At 31.1% G+C, this 15,952-nt stretch carries 14 protein-coding genes and 1 riboswitch; of the genes, 12 read left to right on the top strand and 2 right to left on the bottom strand.

Annotation, left to right across the window (positions count from 1 at the left end):
• Nucleotides 1–5 precede the first annotated feature (5 nt).
• From B2Y85_RS06050 to B2Y85_RS06025, 6 genes are all read left to right on the top strand, one after another.
• A complete protein-coding gene (locus B2Y85_RS06050) occupies nt 6–350 on the top strand; it encodes a hypothetical protein (RefSeq protein WP_372519579.1) in 345 nt (114 codons plus the stop codon).
• Between the two features lie 119 nt (nt 351–469).
• Nucleotides 470–1,885 carry an MBOAT family O-acyltransferase gene (locus B2Y85_RS06045; protein WP_372519578.1) on the top strand — a complete coding sequence of 472 codons (1,416 nt, stop codon included), beginning with the start codon at nt 470–472 and terminating at the stop codon, nt 1,883–1,885.
• Between the two features lie 11 nt (nt 1,886–1,896).
• Nucleotides 1,897–2,976: a hypothetical protein gene (locus B2Y85_RS06040; RefSeq protein WP_372519577.1), complete on the top strand. Its 1,080-nt coding sequence runs from the start codon at nt 1,897–1,899 to the stop codon at nt 2,974–2,976.
• Nucleotides 2,977–2,989: 13 nt separating this feature from the next.
• Nucleotides 2,990–4,792 carry an AMP-binding protein gene (locus tag B2Y85_RS06035; protein ID WP_372519576.1) on the top strand — a complete coding sequence of 601 codons (1,803 nt, stop codon included), beginning with the start codon at nt 2,990–2,992 and terminating at the stop codon, nt 4,790–4,792.
• A gap of 8 nt (nt 4,793–4,800) precedes the next feature.
• A complete protein-coding gene (locus B2Y85_RS06030) occupies nt 4,801–6,648 on the top strand; it encodes a peptidase U32 family protein (RefSeq protein WP_372519575.1) in 1,848 nt (615 codons plus the stop codon).
• 22 nt (nt 6,649–6,670) lie between these two features.
• Entirely contained in the window at nt 6,671–6,910 is a 240-nt protein-coding gene (locus tag B2Y85_RS06025; RefSeq protein WP_372519574.1) for an acyl carrier protein, read from the top strand.
• 69 nt (nt 6,911–6,979) lie between these two features.
• Here the strand turns inward: B2Y85_RS06025 and B2Y85_RS06020 are convergent, their stop codons facing one another.
• Nucleotides 6,980–7,678 (bottom strand): SIMPL domain-containing protein, encoded by a 699-nt coding sequence (locus tag B2Y85_RS06020; protein ID WP_372519573.1) that lies wholly within the window; start codon nt 7,676–7,678, stop codon nt 6,980–6,982.
• 108 nt (nt 7,679–7,786) lie between these two features.
• Nucleotides 7,787–8,737: an L-lactate dehydrogenase gene (locus B2Y85_RS06015; protein ID WP_372519572.1), complete on the bottom strand. Its 951-nt coding sequence runs from the start codon at nt 8,735–8,737 to the stop codon at nt 7,787–7,789.
• A 78-nt stretch (nt 8,738–8,815) separates the two neighbouring features.
• Between B2Y85_RS06015 and B2Y85_RS06010 the strand changes: the two genes are divergently transcribed.
• The 6 genes from B2Y85_RS06010 to B2Y85_RS05985 all read left to right on the top strand — a co-directional run.
• Nucleotides 8,816–9,334, top strand: a complete 519-nt coding sequence (locus B2Y85_RS06010) for a DUF4416 family protein (protein ID WP_372519571.1) — start codon at nt 8,816–8,818, stop codon at nt 9,332–9,334.
• Complete coding sequence (locus B2Y85_RS06005) at nt 9,316–10,440, top strand: metallophosphoesterase (protein WP_372519570.1); 1,125 nt, start codon at nt 9,316–9,318, stop codon at nt 10,438–10,440. Before B2Y85_RS06010 ends, B2Y85_RS06005 begins: the two co-directional genes overlap by 19 nt.
• Nucleotides 10,441–10,588: 148 nt before the next feature.
• Nucleotides 10,589–10,783: riboswitch (cobalamin riboswitch) on the top strand.
• Between the two features lie 129 nt (nt 10,784–10,912).
• Nucleotides 10,913–13,015: a ribonucleoside triphosphate reductase gene (locus B2Y85_RS06000; protein WP_372519569.1), complete on the top strand. Its 2,103-nt coding sequence runs from the start codon at nt 10,913–10,915 to the stop codon at nt 13,013–13,015.
• A gap of 153 nt (nt 13,016–13,168) precedes the next feature.
• The gene (locus B2Y85_RS05995) at nt 13,169–13,762 is read left to right on the top strand and encodes an anaerobic ribonucleoside-triphosphate reductase activating protein (protein ID WP_372519568.1); all 594 of its coding nucleotides are present in this window, start codon (nt 13,169–13,171) and stop codon (nt 13,760–13,762) included.
• Between the two features lie 2 nt (nt 13,763–13,764).
• On the top strand, nt 13,765–15,546 hold the full coding sequence (locus B2Y85_RS05990; protein WP_372519567.1) for an MFS transporter: 1,782 nt from the start codon (nt 13,765–13,767) through the stop codon (nt 15,544–15,546).
• An 80-nt stretch (nt 15,547–15,626) separates the two neighbouring features.
• The coding region (locus B2Y85_RS05985) for a TonB-dependent receptor plug domain-containing protein (RefSeq protein WP_372519566.1) at nt 15,627–15,952 on the top strand (326 nt) is incomplete at its 3' end.

Below are 15,952 nucleotides of genomic sequence, written 5' to 3'. Positions count from 1 at the left end.
AAATAATGAATCAAGAACCTATAGAACCGGAAATAGTAGATGAAAAAGATATGAATAACTTGCAGCCCGATTCCGAAAAGAACAAAAAACTTTGGTCTTGGATATGGTTAATAGCTTCAATAATATACACTATTATTCCGTTGGATGCGGATGCCGCACCGGTTATAGGTTGGCTTGACGATTTATTACTTTTAGGTGCAGCAACAACAAATTTCATTCAACAACATTTCTTTCAAGCTAATATTGCATTAAATAAAATATTTAAAACCGTTAAATTTATTTTAATAGCATTAGCAATATTAATTTTACTTATTCTTATTTTAATAATAACACTAATTGTAAAAAATTAATCTTATCGGAAAAGTAAGTATTTATGAATTCGGCTTGGCAAAGTTTAATTTTATTATTCTCGATTTCATTTATAATATACCCTTTTGTTTCCGCAAAATTTCGTTGGATTTTTTTGTTAATGGTAAGCTTAATTTTTTTATTTGCGGTTTCCGGACCTTTATGTTTTATTTATACGATTATTTTCGTTTTAATTTCTTATATCGGTGCTTACTATATAAGCGAGTCTCATACCGAAAAAAACAAAAACAAAATTTTAATATTAACCGTAACAGCACTATTCGCGGGATTATTTCTTTTTAAATTTACTAAATTTATTCTTCCAGTAAATATATTAATCGGAAACTTTTTTCATGTCCCGGAAAAATTCGTGCGTGATATTATTGTTCCGGCAGGAATATCTTTTTATACTTTAATTCTTGTTGCTTATGTTGTGGATGTATACAGAAAAGTTACTACCGTTGAAAAAAATTTTTTTAAATATCTTTTATTTTCAATATATTTTCCGCAACTTTTAATGGGACCGATTGTAAGACATAACGACACTAAAGAACAACTAATGTCTCAAAAACCTATAGATTATTCATGCATACAATTCGGAATATTAAGAATTTTATGGGGAATTTTTAAGAAACTTGTCATTGCCGATAGAATTGCCGCAGTTGTAGATTCAATCTTTTTAAGAGGTTTTGCCGCACAACCCACAATTTGTCTTGTTATAGGAATTTTTTTATTCGGATTTCAACTTTATGCGGATTTTTCTGCCGCAATGGACATCGTTTTAGGAATATCCGAATGTTTCGGTATAAAATTGCCTGAAAATTTTCGTAATCCTTACTTTTCAACAAGTTTTCATCAGTATTGGCAAAGATGGCATATAACAATTTTTACTTTTTACAGAGACTATATTTTTTATCCGGTGCTGCGGAGCAAACCCGTTATGTCTATAAAAAATTATTTACAAAAGTATTCAAAAATCAATGCCGAACATATTCCCGTTTTCATTTCTTATACAGTTGTTTGGACTTTTGCGGGAATTTGGCACGGTTTAAGCCCTAAATTAATGTTCGGAACATGTCTTCTTCCGTGTATATATTTAATACTTACGGATATTGTTCACGATTACACAAAAAAAATATATAAAAAATATAAATCTCTTCAAAAAAATTTAATATACAGAATTTGTCAAATGATAGGTGTATATTTTCTTCTTTGTTTTGTCTATATATTCTTTATAGTCTCAAACTTACAAGAAGGATTTTATACGATATTCGAAATCGTTTCAAATTTCAATACTAATCTAAATATTAATTTTTTTAATACAAACGATTTGTTCATAATACCTACGGGAATTGTTTTACTTCTTATAGTAGACATAATTAAAGAAAATAAAACAGATATTAAAAATATTTATGTAAATAAAATACCTGTTGTGTTTCATTGGTGCATATTATTAATTTTAATAACAATAATTTTGTCATTCGGAATTTACGGACCGAATTATAATCCTACGGATTTCGTATATGCTCAGTTTTAAAGGATATTTTTGTGAAATTTAAAATTATTATTAATTCTTTATTTATTTTATTTTCTACAATCATAATCGCTTTTCTTTTGTCTCAGTTGGTCTCAAAAACAACTACGGAATCTGCGGCAAAAATTATTTGGACCGTAAACAATTTAAAGCCGAACAGTGTTGATGTCGTTATCGTGGGACCTTCCCCTTCAAGATACGGTTATAATTCGTTAGTAGCATGGAACAGATACGGAATTACTACATTAAACTGTTCATTCGGATATTTAGCGGGTCCGCTTGTCAAAAATATGCTTATCGAGTGTTTAAAAAGGCAAAAACCTAAAGTAATACTTATTACCGTGGACAGCTTTTTGTTTAATAATATGGGCATTTTATTAAAAAACGGAACATATGTAGGTTTAAACAATTTATCATTTGATATTTTTCCCGAAATAAAGTGGTCACTGAACAAAATTGATTTTTTGAAAAATGTAATAAAATATTACAACCTCGATATAAAAGACACTATTCATTTTTTGTTTCCCATAACATCCACACATAAAATTTCAATTACCGGCATAACAAACTTTAAAAAGGATTTGTATTTTGCTTGCAAATATAAAAATTATTTTTCCGGGAACAATATTTCGTTTAATTTGAAAAATTTAAAATCATATCAAAAATATAACGGTGCAGAATTTTACACAAAAGAAAGTCTTGAAGATTTGTTTGTATTTTGTAAAAATTTGGATATACCTGTAATTTTTATAGATGTTCCCCATACCGTCACTTTTACAAAACCATACTATATGAATAATGAAAAATATGAAAAAATCTTTTCTTTTGTTAAAGAAAACAATTTTGATTTCATATATATAAATAATTATCGCACAATTAGAGATTTAAAACTGTCTTATTACGATAGTTACGATAATTCTCATCTAAATTATTGGGGATCAATAAAATATACCGATTATGTTGCCAAAATACTTGTAGACAAATATCATTTGGAAGACAAACGAAACAACCCCGACTATTCATTTTGGAACGATGCCGCAAAGCAATACATTAAAGACATAAAAGATAATTTTGATGTAGACATTTCACTTTAAACAAGGATAAAAAATGAATTCAATTGTTGAAGTTTGGGAACAATTATCTAAAGAATACGGTTCAAGACTTGCATTAAAAGATGAATCTGCCGGGTATTGTTTATCTTTTACGGAACTATACGAAACAATAAATAAAACTTCTCAAATAATTGAAAATTTAAATCTCAAAAAAAACTGTAATATTTTACTTTGTTTAAATCCGCACCCGTTATGGCATGTTATAGATCAAGCAATCATGACAAGCAATTGTGTATCCGTTTTGGCAGATCCCACGTCGGGAATATCCGAAATAAAACACATTATAGAAACAATGCAAATTGAAACTTTATTTACGGATAACATGAAAGTTGTATCGGAGTTGGCAGAAGAAAAAACATCTATTCATGTTTTTTATACCGGCACATTCGATACAAACACTTATAAAAACAATAAAATTTCAAACATTCACAGTCTGCAGGAAGAAATAAATTCCGTTAAATATGAATCTAAACAAAACAAAGAATATTTGCCGGACGACTTAACTTCAATAATGTTTTCTTCCGGAACAAGCGGCAAAACAAAAGGTGTTATGTTTTCACATCAAAGTTTACTTTCAACTTTTTTGGGATATCAAAAAGTAGTTTTTCCCGTTTATAAAAAAACTTGTGTAAGTGTTCTTTCTTGTTCTCATGCAGCTCCGAGATTAACAGAGTTGGCATTATTATCCAACGGTAACACAATAATTTATACAGGTTATACAAAATATTTTAAAACCGTCAAAAAATATAAACCGTATTATCTCTTATGTGTTCCCAAAATATTGAATGCTATTATCGGAGAGTATAAAAAAGAATGTTTAAAAACTTCAAAAGTTTTTCAAATATTAAACAATATTGCTTTTAATATTTCTCTTAAATATTATGAACAGAAATTTAAGTATAGTAAGAGCATTATAATAAAAGCAATAACAAAAATGTTAAGTATTTGTAATGTTATTTGTTATACTTGTTTTATAAAAAACATAATTGAAAAGTTTATGAATCCCACAACTTATGTAATTGCATTTGGGGCTGTTGCAGGCAAAATCACGGAAAACATTCTGGGCGCCATGGGATTAAATTTACTTGTACATTATGGTATGACGGAAGCATCTGTTATATCATACTCGTCAAAAGAACATAAAAAAGCTTATTCCGTAGGAAAAATAAATCCGGATATGGATGTTATTATATCCGATGTGGAAACCGGTAAAAAACTTGGATTTAGCCAAAAAGGAATAATCAAAGTTAAAGGCAAACAAGTGATGAAAGGATATTACAATAACGAAGAAGAAACAAAAAAAGCTTTTGATTCCGAAGGATATCTCATAACCGGTGATTTAGGATATATAAGTGAGGACGGATTTTTATATTTTGTTGGAAGACACAAAAATATAATAGTTTTAAATAACGGCGAAAATATCGATAGTGTTAAAATAGAACAAATTTGTGCCGAATCAAAATTTGTTCAACAAATAGTTGTTTTCGGGCAAGATAAACCATACTTAACCGCCGCTATAGTTTTAGATAATGATTATGTAAAAAAGTGGGCAGAAAATAAAAACATTGATATTACCGATAAAAAAGTTAATGACTTATTAAAAAAAGATATTATAATAGATATTAACAACCTCATCGGTGAAAATAAATTTTTTAGATGGATAGAACAAATAAAAGATATAGTTTTTATAGACGAACCGTTCACAATCGAAAACGGTTTAATGACAAGAAAATATACGATTATACGAACTAAAGTTTACGACAAATACCAAAATTTAATAGATAACATGTATAAATAGGAGATAAAATGTTACGAACTTTTGAAGTGTTGGCTCCTGCAAAAAATTTGGAATACGGAATACAAGCGGTAAAGTGTGGTGCCGATGCCGTATATATTGCTTGCGACAAGTTCGGTTTAAGAAACAGATGCTCGAATTCCGTAGAGGATATAAAAAAGTTGATTGAGTTTGCTCACAGGTATTGGGTAAGAGTATATGTAACATTAAATTCCACTATATATACGGAAAAAGATTTTAAGTATATAAGAGAAACAATTATTGATTTATATAAAAGCGGTGCTGATGCCGTTATCATTTCCGATATGGGAATTTTAACATTGGATTTGCCGCCGATACCTCTTTTCGCAAGTGTAAACACCAAATGTTTAACCGCCGACAAAATAAACTTTTTAACAAAAGTAGGTATAAAAAGAGTAATTTTGCCGAGAGAACTTTCTCTTAAAGAAATACAGTATATCGGCAAAAACACAAATGTTCCGTTAGAAGCATTTATTCACGGAACAATGTGCGTTGCATACAGCGGAAACTGCTATTTTAAGTATGCACAAATGATAAAAAACACACAGGCAAAAAAAGAACTTTTAAATTATCAATATTTTTCTTCTAATAACGGAGCTTGCGTTACAAACTGTACTCATTATTATAATCTTTTAGATGCCGACGGTAACTATATAGTTAAAAACGATACTTTGTTACACATACATTATTTGAATTTGTTGGACAAATTGGAACCGTTATTTAAAGCCGGAATAACTTCTTTCAAAATAGAAGGCAGACAAAGAGAACTTAGTTACCTAAAAAATATCGTTGCTTTAGCTAACAAAAAAGCCAACGAAGTTTTAAAGAAAAACAAAAAGTATGGTATACGATTTGCAAGCGGAACGTCCGTAGTAGATTTTGAGCCGAACCTAAACAAAGTGTTTAACAGAGGATTTACGGAATATTTCTTTAACGGAAGAAAGTCGGAAAACTTAAATTCCAAAGGCATATACGGAACATACATAGGCAAAGTAAAAAATCAAAGATCTAATGTTTTAGAAATAGCAACAAAATCAAAGTTGGCAGTAGGAGACAGATTCTTATGTTCTAAAGAAAATACAAAAAGTGAAATAATAAACATTGTTGATATAAAAAACAGCAAGTATGTTATCGACAGAAAAGATATAAAAATAAAAGATTATAAATTGTATAGAATAGTAAACGCAAAAGCCATAACCGAAATAGAAAATGCTTTTACTTACAGATACTTATCAACAAAATTAACGATATCGGAAAACGGTAAAACGAAATATAAATTAACCTTAATAGACGAAGATAACATAACGACTTTTATAACCTGTAAAAAAGATTCGAATGCTAAAATTTCAAAGGATAATTTGTTGAAAAAGTTCAATATCGATAAAGAATACGAATTCCAAGTTGTTGATATAAAAGCACCTAAAAACATTAACTTAAAAGAAGAAGATTTGTTAAAATTCCGCAAAAACTTATATTTAAAATTAAGAGCTGCCAGAGAAAAAGCAAGGCCGAAAGAAAAAGGAAAAATTAAAAATAATACCATCCCCTATCCCAACAAAGATATAACATCATTGGATAATGTTGTAAATGCAAGAGCTGTAAAATTTTATAAACAACACGGGGTAAAAAATATCGAGTACAGTGTGGAACATAATACCGAAATAAAAGACAAAAAAATATGGAACGGAAGATATTGTATAAGATACGAACAAGGTTATTGCAGCAAGAAAAACAGAAAAGATACTCCGAAAATGCCGTGGTATTTGGAAGACAAGTTCGGGAACAAATACAAATTGCAGTTTGACTGCAACAAATGCGAAATGAGTATTTTAGGATAATAAAATATATACGGAGAATAAAATGGAAAAAGAACAAATAATAAAAGAGTTGGAACAAATTTTTAAGTCGGTATTGGAAGAAGACGATTTAACAATATCCGAAAATATGGAAACATCCGACATTCAAGGTTGGGATTCTTTGGCACACATAAATATCATAGAAGAAATAGAAAAGCATTTTAATATTCATATTTCGGTAGGTGAAATTGTTGTTTTGAAAACCGTCGGTGATATGGTTAAATTGATTCAAAGCAAAATTTAACAATAAATAAAACCATAAAAAAACAGGGGATAACAAAATCCCCTGTTTTTTGTTTGTTATAAATCAGTATTACTTAATTTTAAATGTTGCATTTACCGTAACGGCTATTTCTTTTTCCTTAGAAGATGTATTATATATGCCGTAATCGGAAATATCCATTGATAACGGTTTTCTTATTTGGAATACACCGGTTTTTGCCGACAAAAGTCCGCAAATTTTATTTCCCGAACTTTTTGCAATTTCTTCTGCTCTTGCTTTTGCATCAGCCGTTGCAAGTGCCAACATTTCAGCTTTTAATTCGGCAAGATTGGAAACAAAATATTCCAAATTGGAATATTCCAAATATATATCTTGTTTTGCAAGAGCTTTATTATCGAGTGCAAGCTTTTCAATTTTTTCTATATCGTCGGATTTTACTTCTACTCTCTGGCTGAAATTATATCCGGTAATGCCGTTATTACCATAATTTGCATAAGAGCTTACAGGCTCAATTAAAATATCTTTTTCTTCTATACCGTTACTTGCCAAATATTTTTTTACTTTAATTAAATCTTCCTGTATCCAAGACGGGCCTTCACTTTTATAAGCAACGTTTGTCGTTCTGTTTATCGACATGTTCCATTTTATAATATCAGAAGTTACCGTTTTTACACCTTGACCTACAACTCTGATAGATTGTTCGTTTCTTGCTGAAATGAAAAATGCTCCCCAAACAAATGCCGCAATAATAATTCCTACTGCCAAAATTGATGCTGTCTTACCGTTCATTTCCTTCTCCTTATTAAATTATATTTAATACTTTTTTCTTCCAATCTTCAGCAGTTTTGTCGTTGTCGTTAATTATACATTATACATTGTAAATTATAAATTGTCGTTTTAAATTCCGATTTCTTTTAACAAATCTTTTAATACCGTTGCGGAATTAACAAAAGATTTTTGTTCCGTTTCATTAAATTCTATTTGTTGAACTTGTCTGATACCATCTCTGTTAACTACAGCAGGTAAACTTAAATATACATCGTTAATGTTATACAAATTATTTACCAATACGGATACAGGTAATACGGAATTTTCGTTAAGTAAAATTGCTTCGGTAATTCTTGTAAGTGCAAGACCTATTCCGTAAGAAGTTTCACCTTTTTTCTCTATTATCTTATATGCCGAATTTTTTACATTACTGAAAATTTCGTTAAGTATGGCTTTATGGTCACAATTTTGCTTTTTATCGCATAACATACAATGGTTTTCTATGTTTACTCCGCCGACTGTTGCTTTGCTCCATACGGGAAACTCGCTGTCTCCGTGTTCACCTAAAATATAGCCGTGTACACTTCTTGCATCTATGTTACAATGTTTTGCAATTTCGTATCTGAATCTTGCCGAATCAAGTAATGTGCCCGAACCTATAACTTTATTTGCGGGTTTACCAGAAATTTTATAAGCTGCATAAGTTAAAACATCTACAGGGTTGGATGCTATCAAAAGTATTGCATCCGGAGCATATTTCATAATTTCGGGAATTACGGATTTAAACAAATTTACATTATCTTTCAATAAATCTATTCTTGTTTGTCCCGGTTTTTGTTTTTTCCCTGCGGTTATTACAACCAAATCAGAACCTTTTATATTAGAATAATCACCTGCATTTACGGTTACTGCCGGAGTAAAAGGTGCGCCGTGCGACAAATCTATTGCTTCACCTTCGGCTTTATCTTTAAAATAATCAACAAGTGTTATTTCTCTTGCACAACCGTTAATCATTAAGGAATAGGCATACCTTATACCGACATTACCGCAACCGATAATAGAAACTTTAGGTTTTAACATATCTTTCTCCTTTAAAATAATAATTCAATTATATTATTTTTTGTTGAAAAAATTAAATTTTTGTAAAATAACTTCATTATGGGAAACATTAATCAACCAAACTTAGTAAAATTTTTCTTCGGTTTAATTTTTAATGAAACTTTTAATATCGAAGAAGTTTATAAAGTATTGGAACAAAAGTTTAACAATAAAATAGATATTTACAGCCCCGCAATAGATTTTACGTTTACAACTTATTACAACAAAGAAATGGGTGAAAAGTTAAAAAGGCAATGGATTTCTTTTGAAAAACCTATATTGCCCGATGCTTTGGCAGATATGAAGATAGAAACAAACAATATTGAAGATTCTTATGCCAAAGATAAAAACAGAATAGTAAATATTGATCCGGGATATATTACACCGGCAAATGTTATTCTTGCTTCAACAAAAGATTTCAGTCACAGAATATATTTATCTAAAGGTATTTACGCCGAAGTTACGACAATATACAGAAAGGAAGGTTTCACAAAACTTCCTTGGACGTACCCCGATTATTTATGTCCTACGGCAACCGAATTTATACTAAAAGCAAGACAATGTCTGTTAAAGAAATAGGATTAAGAATAGTGTTTTTTATAGTTTTTCTATCCATTTATATATTGGGAAATGCTTACATTATTTACAGAGTTATGCACGACTTAAAACTTCACGGACTTGCTCTTACAATATTTATAATTTTTTATCTTGCAATAACTTTTTTGAGTGTATATTCTTTTAAAATATCGAGATTTAACAGTCCGACAATATCGGCAAAAATTTTAACGGAAATAGGATACATTTGGCTCGGAATATTTTCTATATCTCTTACATATCTGTTAATATCTCACCTAGTATTCATTTTCGGACATACTCCGAAATTCAGGTACAACACAACATTAATAACCGTAATTTTAATTGCCGTTTCTTCCGTTTATTCCATAATTAATACATGCGGTGATCCGAAAGTCAGAGAATATGAAATAAAAGTTCCTAATTTACCTGTAGACAAACTTTCAATTGTCCAATTATCGGATATTCATATAGATGTGACAACAAAATATGATACTGTTAAAAGAATCGTAGAAATAACAAATTCTTTAAATCCGGATATTATTGCATTTGTAGGTGATTTGGCAGATACGGATATAACAAAAACTTATGAAAAGTACGGACTTTTAGATTTTAAATCCAAATACGGAACTTTTGCCGTCAGCGGGAACCACGAATATTACAGAGGTATAACAAATTACGAATTTGTTTGTGATAAAATAGGATTTAAGCTTTTAAACAACGAAAATGTTTTAGTAGACGACAAATTTTATGTTGCCGGTATCACCGATCCAACATCAATACAAATGAACTACAAGCCTTTAAATGTTGCGAAATCTTTAGAAAACATAGATTTCAGTAAACCGGTAATATTTTTATCTCATCAACCTAACCCGTTTTTTGAAAGTCAAAAATATCCTATAACGATACAACTTTCCGGACATACTCATGCCGGGCAAATTCCGCCTTTTGATATCATCGAATACTTTTTATACAAATATTTCTGCGGCTTATATAAAGACAGTGATTCCTACATTTATGTAACCACAGGAACAAGATGGTGGGGCCCGCCGATGAGACTTTTTTCAAAATCCGAGATAGTAAAATTTAATTTGGTAAAAAGTTCAAATTAATTTATCTTTTCTTGTTTTTTCAATAACTACTAATTTTAATTACAAACCAAAAACCACTACATATAGTTACGAAACCCATATAAAAAATCAATATATTGTGTTTTAGGTATTGACAAGCCATAAATTAAAACATATAATCAATTTATAATTTTTGAAATCTTTTGTTGGTGTTTTCTCATAAAACTTAATAGGAAATTCCGTTAGAATCGGAAGCACTCCCGGTGCTGTGATAGGGAACGAAAAACTTTTTGAAACAAAGTCACTGCTTAATTTAAGCGGGAAGATAAAGTTTAGTAGGTTATTACCCTTAAGCCAGAAGACCTGCCGACAAATACATAATATTTATAAAGGTTGTCGAGGAATGACTTTTTATAATTCAAATGGAAACAAGAAAACCAGGGTGCCTTTCCATAATTATGTTCAAAATTAATAGAAGTGTCAAAATAAAATTTAAAAAACAGGAGAAATTTAAATGGAACAACTTTCGGTTTTTGATTGTATCGTAAAAAGAGACGGCAAGCAAGAAAAATTCAATTCACAAAAAATTCAACAGGCAATTTTAAAAGCAGGTCAGGCAACAAATGAGTTCGACGACAAAATCGCTTCGAAATTAACGGTAAAAGTTTTAAGTATCGCACAAGAAACCATTACGGACGGACATCCTACCGTAGAACAAATACAGGATATCGTTGAAGAAGTATTATTAAATTCTCCTTATAAATCTTCGGCAAAAGCTTACATTATATACAGAGATCAGCACTCAAAAATGAGAGAAATCGTTTCTAAGTTTAATGTAGATTTAGTTGATCAATATTTGTCTAAAGCAGATTGGCAAGTAAAAGAAAACAGTAACATGTGCTATTCCCTTCAAGGTTTAAACAACTATATATCATCGGAAGTCAGTAAAGCATATTGGTTAAACAAAATTTATACCGACGATATAAGAAAAGCTCATACCGAAGGTGATTTACATATTCACGATTTAGGAATTTTAGGTGTATATTGTGTAGGTTGGGATTTGCACGATTTATTGGTTACAGGTTTTAAAGGTGTTGCCGGTAAAGTAGAATCAAAACCTGCTAAACATTTTAAAACGGCATTGGGACAAATAATTAACTTTTTCTTTACATTACAAGGTGAAGCAGCAGGTGCTCAAGCATTTTCAAGTTTTGATACATTGCTTGCACCTTTTATCGCATACGACAATTTATCTTACAAAGAAGTTAAACAAGCATTACAGGAATTCTTGTTCAATTTAAATGTTCCTACAAGAGTTGGTTTCCAGTCACCTTTCACAAACTTAACGCTTGATTTAAAAGTTCCTAAACATTATAAAGACGAAGCAGTTATAATCGGAGGAAAACCTCAAGCTAAAACTTACGGCGATTTCCAAAAAGAAATGGATATGTTAAACAAAGCATTTTTGGAAGTTATGCTCGAAGGTGATGCAAAAGGCAGAGTATTCAGTTTCCCTATCCCTACATACAATATAAGCAAAGATTTCGATTGGGATAATCCTGAATTAAAATTGTTGTGGGATGCAACGGCAAAATACGGTATTCCTTACTTTGCAAACTTTATTAATTCCGATATGGATCCGGACGATGCAAGAAGTATGTGCTGCAGATTAAGAATTGATAACAGAGAATTAAGAAGAAGAGGCGGCGGACTTTTCGGAGCATCTCCTTTAACGGGTTCTATCGGTGTTGTTACATTAAATATGCCGAGACTCGGTTATGAATCTAAAACAGAAGAAGAATTTTTCCAAAAATTAGATAAGTTAATGACAATAGCTAAAAACAGTTTGGAAACAAAGAGAAAAGTTTTGGAAAAACTTACGGATCAAAACCTTTATCCGTATATGAGCTTTTATTTAAGAAACATTAAACAGAGATTCGGTTGCTATTGGAAAAACCATTTTTCAACTATCGGTGTTGTCGGTATGAACGAATGCTGCTTAAATTTCTTAAAAGAAAACATCGCAAGCCAAAAAGGTAAAGATTTTGCAATAAAAGTGTTAACTTTCATGAGAAACACATTACAAAAATATCAGGAAGAAACAGGAAACATATATAATTTGGAAGCAACTCCGGCGGAAGGAACATCTTACAGACTTGCAAAGATAGACAGAAAGAAATATTCCGACATTATATTTGCAAATATGGAAGCGGTTAAACAAAATCATCCGCCTTTCTATACAAACTCTACACAGTTGCCCGTAAATTATACGGACGATTTATTTGAAATTTTGGAATTGCAACACGAAATACAATCGTTATATACCGGCGGAACGGTTCAACATATGTTTATCGGCGAACAAATTACAAATACCGAATCTATGAAGAACTTTATTAAAAAGGCATTTACAAACTATAAATTACCTTATATGTCTATCACTCCGACATTCAGTGTTTGCCCTAACGACGGATACTTAAACGGTGAAGTAAAAACTTGTCCTCATTGCGGATCAACATGCGAAGTTTATTCCAGAGTTGTAGGTTATTTAAGACCTGTATCACAATGGAATGACGGCAAACAAGAAGAATACAAGATCAGAAAAGTAGCAAATATGTAAAATTTGGTGAATGGGTGATAAACAAATTGCTTTGCAATTTGTTGGTGAAAAGGTGAAAAATTTAAGTTGTAAAAATTTGCTTTGCAAATTTTTCTAAATAATAACCTTTAAGCCATTCACCCATTAACCCTTTAAACAAACACGGAGTGTTGTATGAGAATAGGCGGATTACAAAAATTTTCATTTATAGATTTCCCGAATAAAACCGCAGCAATTATTTTTACACAAGGTTGCAATTTCAGATGTGCATATTGTCATAATCCGGAACTTATTTATCCCAACATGTATCAAGTTCCTATGCCGGAAGAGCAAATTTTTGCTTTTCTCGAAAGCAGAAGAAATCAGTTGGATGCAGTTGTAATAACAGGCGGAGAACCGACATTGCAACCGGATTTAATTGATTTTATAAAAAAAGTTAAAGCAATGGGCTTTTTAGTTAAACTTGACAGCAACGGCTCAAACCCGGAAGTATTGGAACAAATTATAAACCAAAAGTTGGTAGATTTTATAGCTATGGACATAAAAGCACCGTTTGATAAGTATAATTTAGTTTGTTGTGTTCCGGTAAATATCGAAAATATAAAACGCAGTATAGAATTAATTAAAAATTCAGGTATAGACTTTTTGTTTAGAACTACTTACGATAAATCTAAATTGTTTGATGAAGATATACAAACAATGACTAATTTCCTTAATGTTGATACTCATTATAAAGTTCAAAAATGTAACCCTGTAATATTGCATTAAAGATGTTTCTTTTAAAAAAATATTTATCTTTATTTTTAGCTTTTTGTTTTTTCATTATAACGGTAATTCCTCAAGGAGTTACCGTTTCTGCTGTTGCTCAAAATTTTCAAAATATTCAAAACATACAAACCGAAAATTTTGCAAAACAATATTCCGGTAATTCTTTATCGGACGGTCTTTTAATTGAAGGATTATCACCGCAAAAACAAGAAAAATTTTTGGCAGCATGGATACAAGAACTAAAAAATCAGAATTTTAAAGATTCCGAAATAATTAATATTATTAAAGAGTGGGAACAAAAACATCCGAAATTTCTTACCGAGAAAACAGACATTACCGAAACGGTTTTAAAAAATAATAAATTCAGTATGAAAGGTTGGCTATTAAAAGCAAAAGATTTCTTTAAGAGAGATTTTTCAGCATTTAAAGCAGCATTTCTATACAAATATGAGGGAGAAAATCCCAACGGACTTAACCAAACAACAATTAACGAAATGGAATCAAATATCAGATATTTCCCCTTCATACAATTTATGTTGGGATTTGATTTATACAGTTCGTTCTCGATGGTATTTATGCAGTCCAACGGATACGGGTTACCGTTTATTTCTTTGGTAATGTCGTTACTTGCACCGATATCTTTTGCTACATCGGGTATTGGCGGATTTATAGGAGACAAATTCTCAAAGAGAACATTGATCATTCTGTCTATTATCGTTCACGCATTGGGAACAATAACATTCACATTGTCCGGTCTTTCTCCTGTACTGCTTATAGCCTCGCAGATACTTCCTACAATAGGAATTTCGTTACTTTCGTTAACATTAAGTCCGTTCTTATATAAATCGTTGGATAATCTCGGACAAAAAGATTCGTTCAAAGAAATTTACGGTTCCAACTTATCGTTATTCTGGATAATAATGTCCGTATCTTCATTATTGGGCGGAGCCTTGGCAGCAATAACAGGTCAAATGGCGGTAATTGCAATAGCTGCTATTCCGGACATTGTCATTGCGGCAGGGGCATTGTTATTTACACACGACGAAAATATAATCGTTCCAAAAGAAGAAAACGTTGAAACGGAAAAAGCAACGACACAAAAGAAGAATATAAAAGATTTTGTTGCGGAATTGTTTGCTCCCGTAAAGAAGTTATCTACAGACAAAAAGACATTCTCTCTTGCTACATTAAATATAGTTGTAAACAATATGTTCTTTGTTGTTTTATGTTTCTTCTTGCAACCTACACTTATGGCAACAGGTATAAATGTGGGACTTTTGGCTCCTGTATACTTTGCGGGAAATTTAATGCAATCTTTAGCATCGCATTTAATAAGCAAAGTAAGTTTTATTGTGGAAAACAAGGCGGTAAGAACAATAACGTTTGCAGTATCTGCGGGACTGTTTGCTTTGTTTGCAGCAACGGGACATCCGATATTCTTGGTTTCCGTGTATGTTCTAATGAACTTCTGGCAGGGAACATCTTCGTTAACGGAAGTTTCTGCCGTATATAAAACTTTAGATGATAATATGAGATCAAAATGGTTAGGGTTCAAATCTATGTTTGGTATGATAATTTCCACCTTAACACAAATTTCTATAAGCGGACTTCTTGCAGTAGGACTTTCTAACAACATTATTATTGCAGGTGCAGTCGGTATTATTACCGGGGCATCGTTCATAATACCGAAATTGATTGATAGAACATCCAAGAAAGAAAGTGTTCTAACAAACGATATGGATATAGGCGTCAACCAAATAAGAGCAATGTTATCTTGTGCATAATTTTGTCTTATATTGACTTAGAGTTGCTCTAACTTAGTAGAATAGTAAAATCATTATTCTTTTATAAAGGAGTTTTTAGTATGAAAAAAGGGTTAGTGCTGTTAAGTGTTTTATTGTTTAGCACAACTGTATTCGCTGCTGATGTTAATTTAAGTTTGGAAAAACTTTTTGAACAACAAAATACTATTACAACAAAACAAGAAGTAACAAGCCGAGATATAGAAAAAGTTAATCCGACACAAGCGATGGAAGTTTTAAAAAATGTACCCGGAGTGCTTATTCAAAAGACGGGTGATACCGGAAGAACGGATCCTTCCATTAGAGGTTTCGGTGATAATTGCAGAAGAATAATTGTATTAATTGACGGTAAACCGGAATTTATGTCGTTATTCGGGTGCGGAGTTTC

This window comes from Candidatus Ruminimicrobiellum ovillum, assembly GCF_002392975.1.
GTDB classification, from domain to species: Bacteria; Elusimicrobiota; Endomicrobiia; order Endomicrobiales; family Endomicrobiaceae; genus Ruminimicrobiellum; species Ruminimicrobiellum ovillum.
The sequence above is the reverse complement of the archived record's forward strand: the minus strand, read 5'-3'. Positions and strand labels throughout refer to the sequence as shown.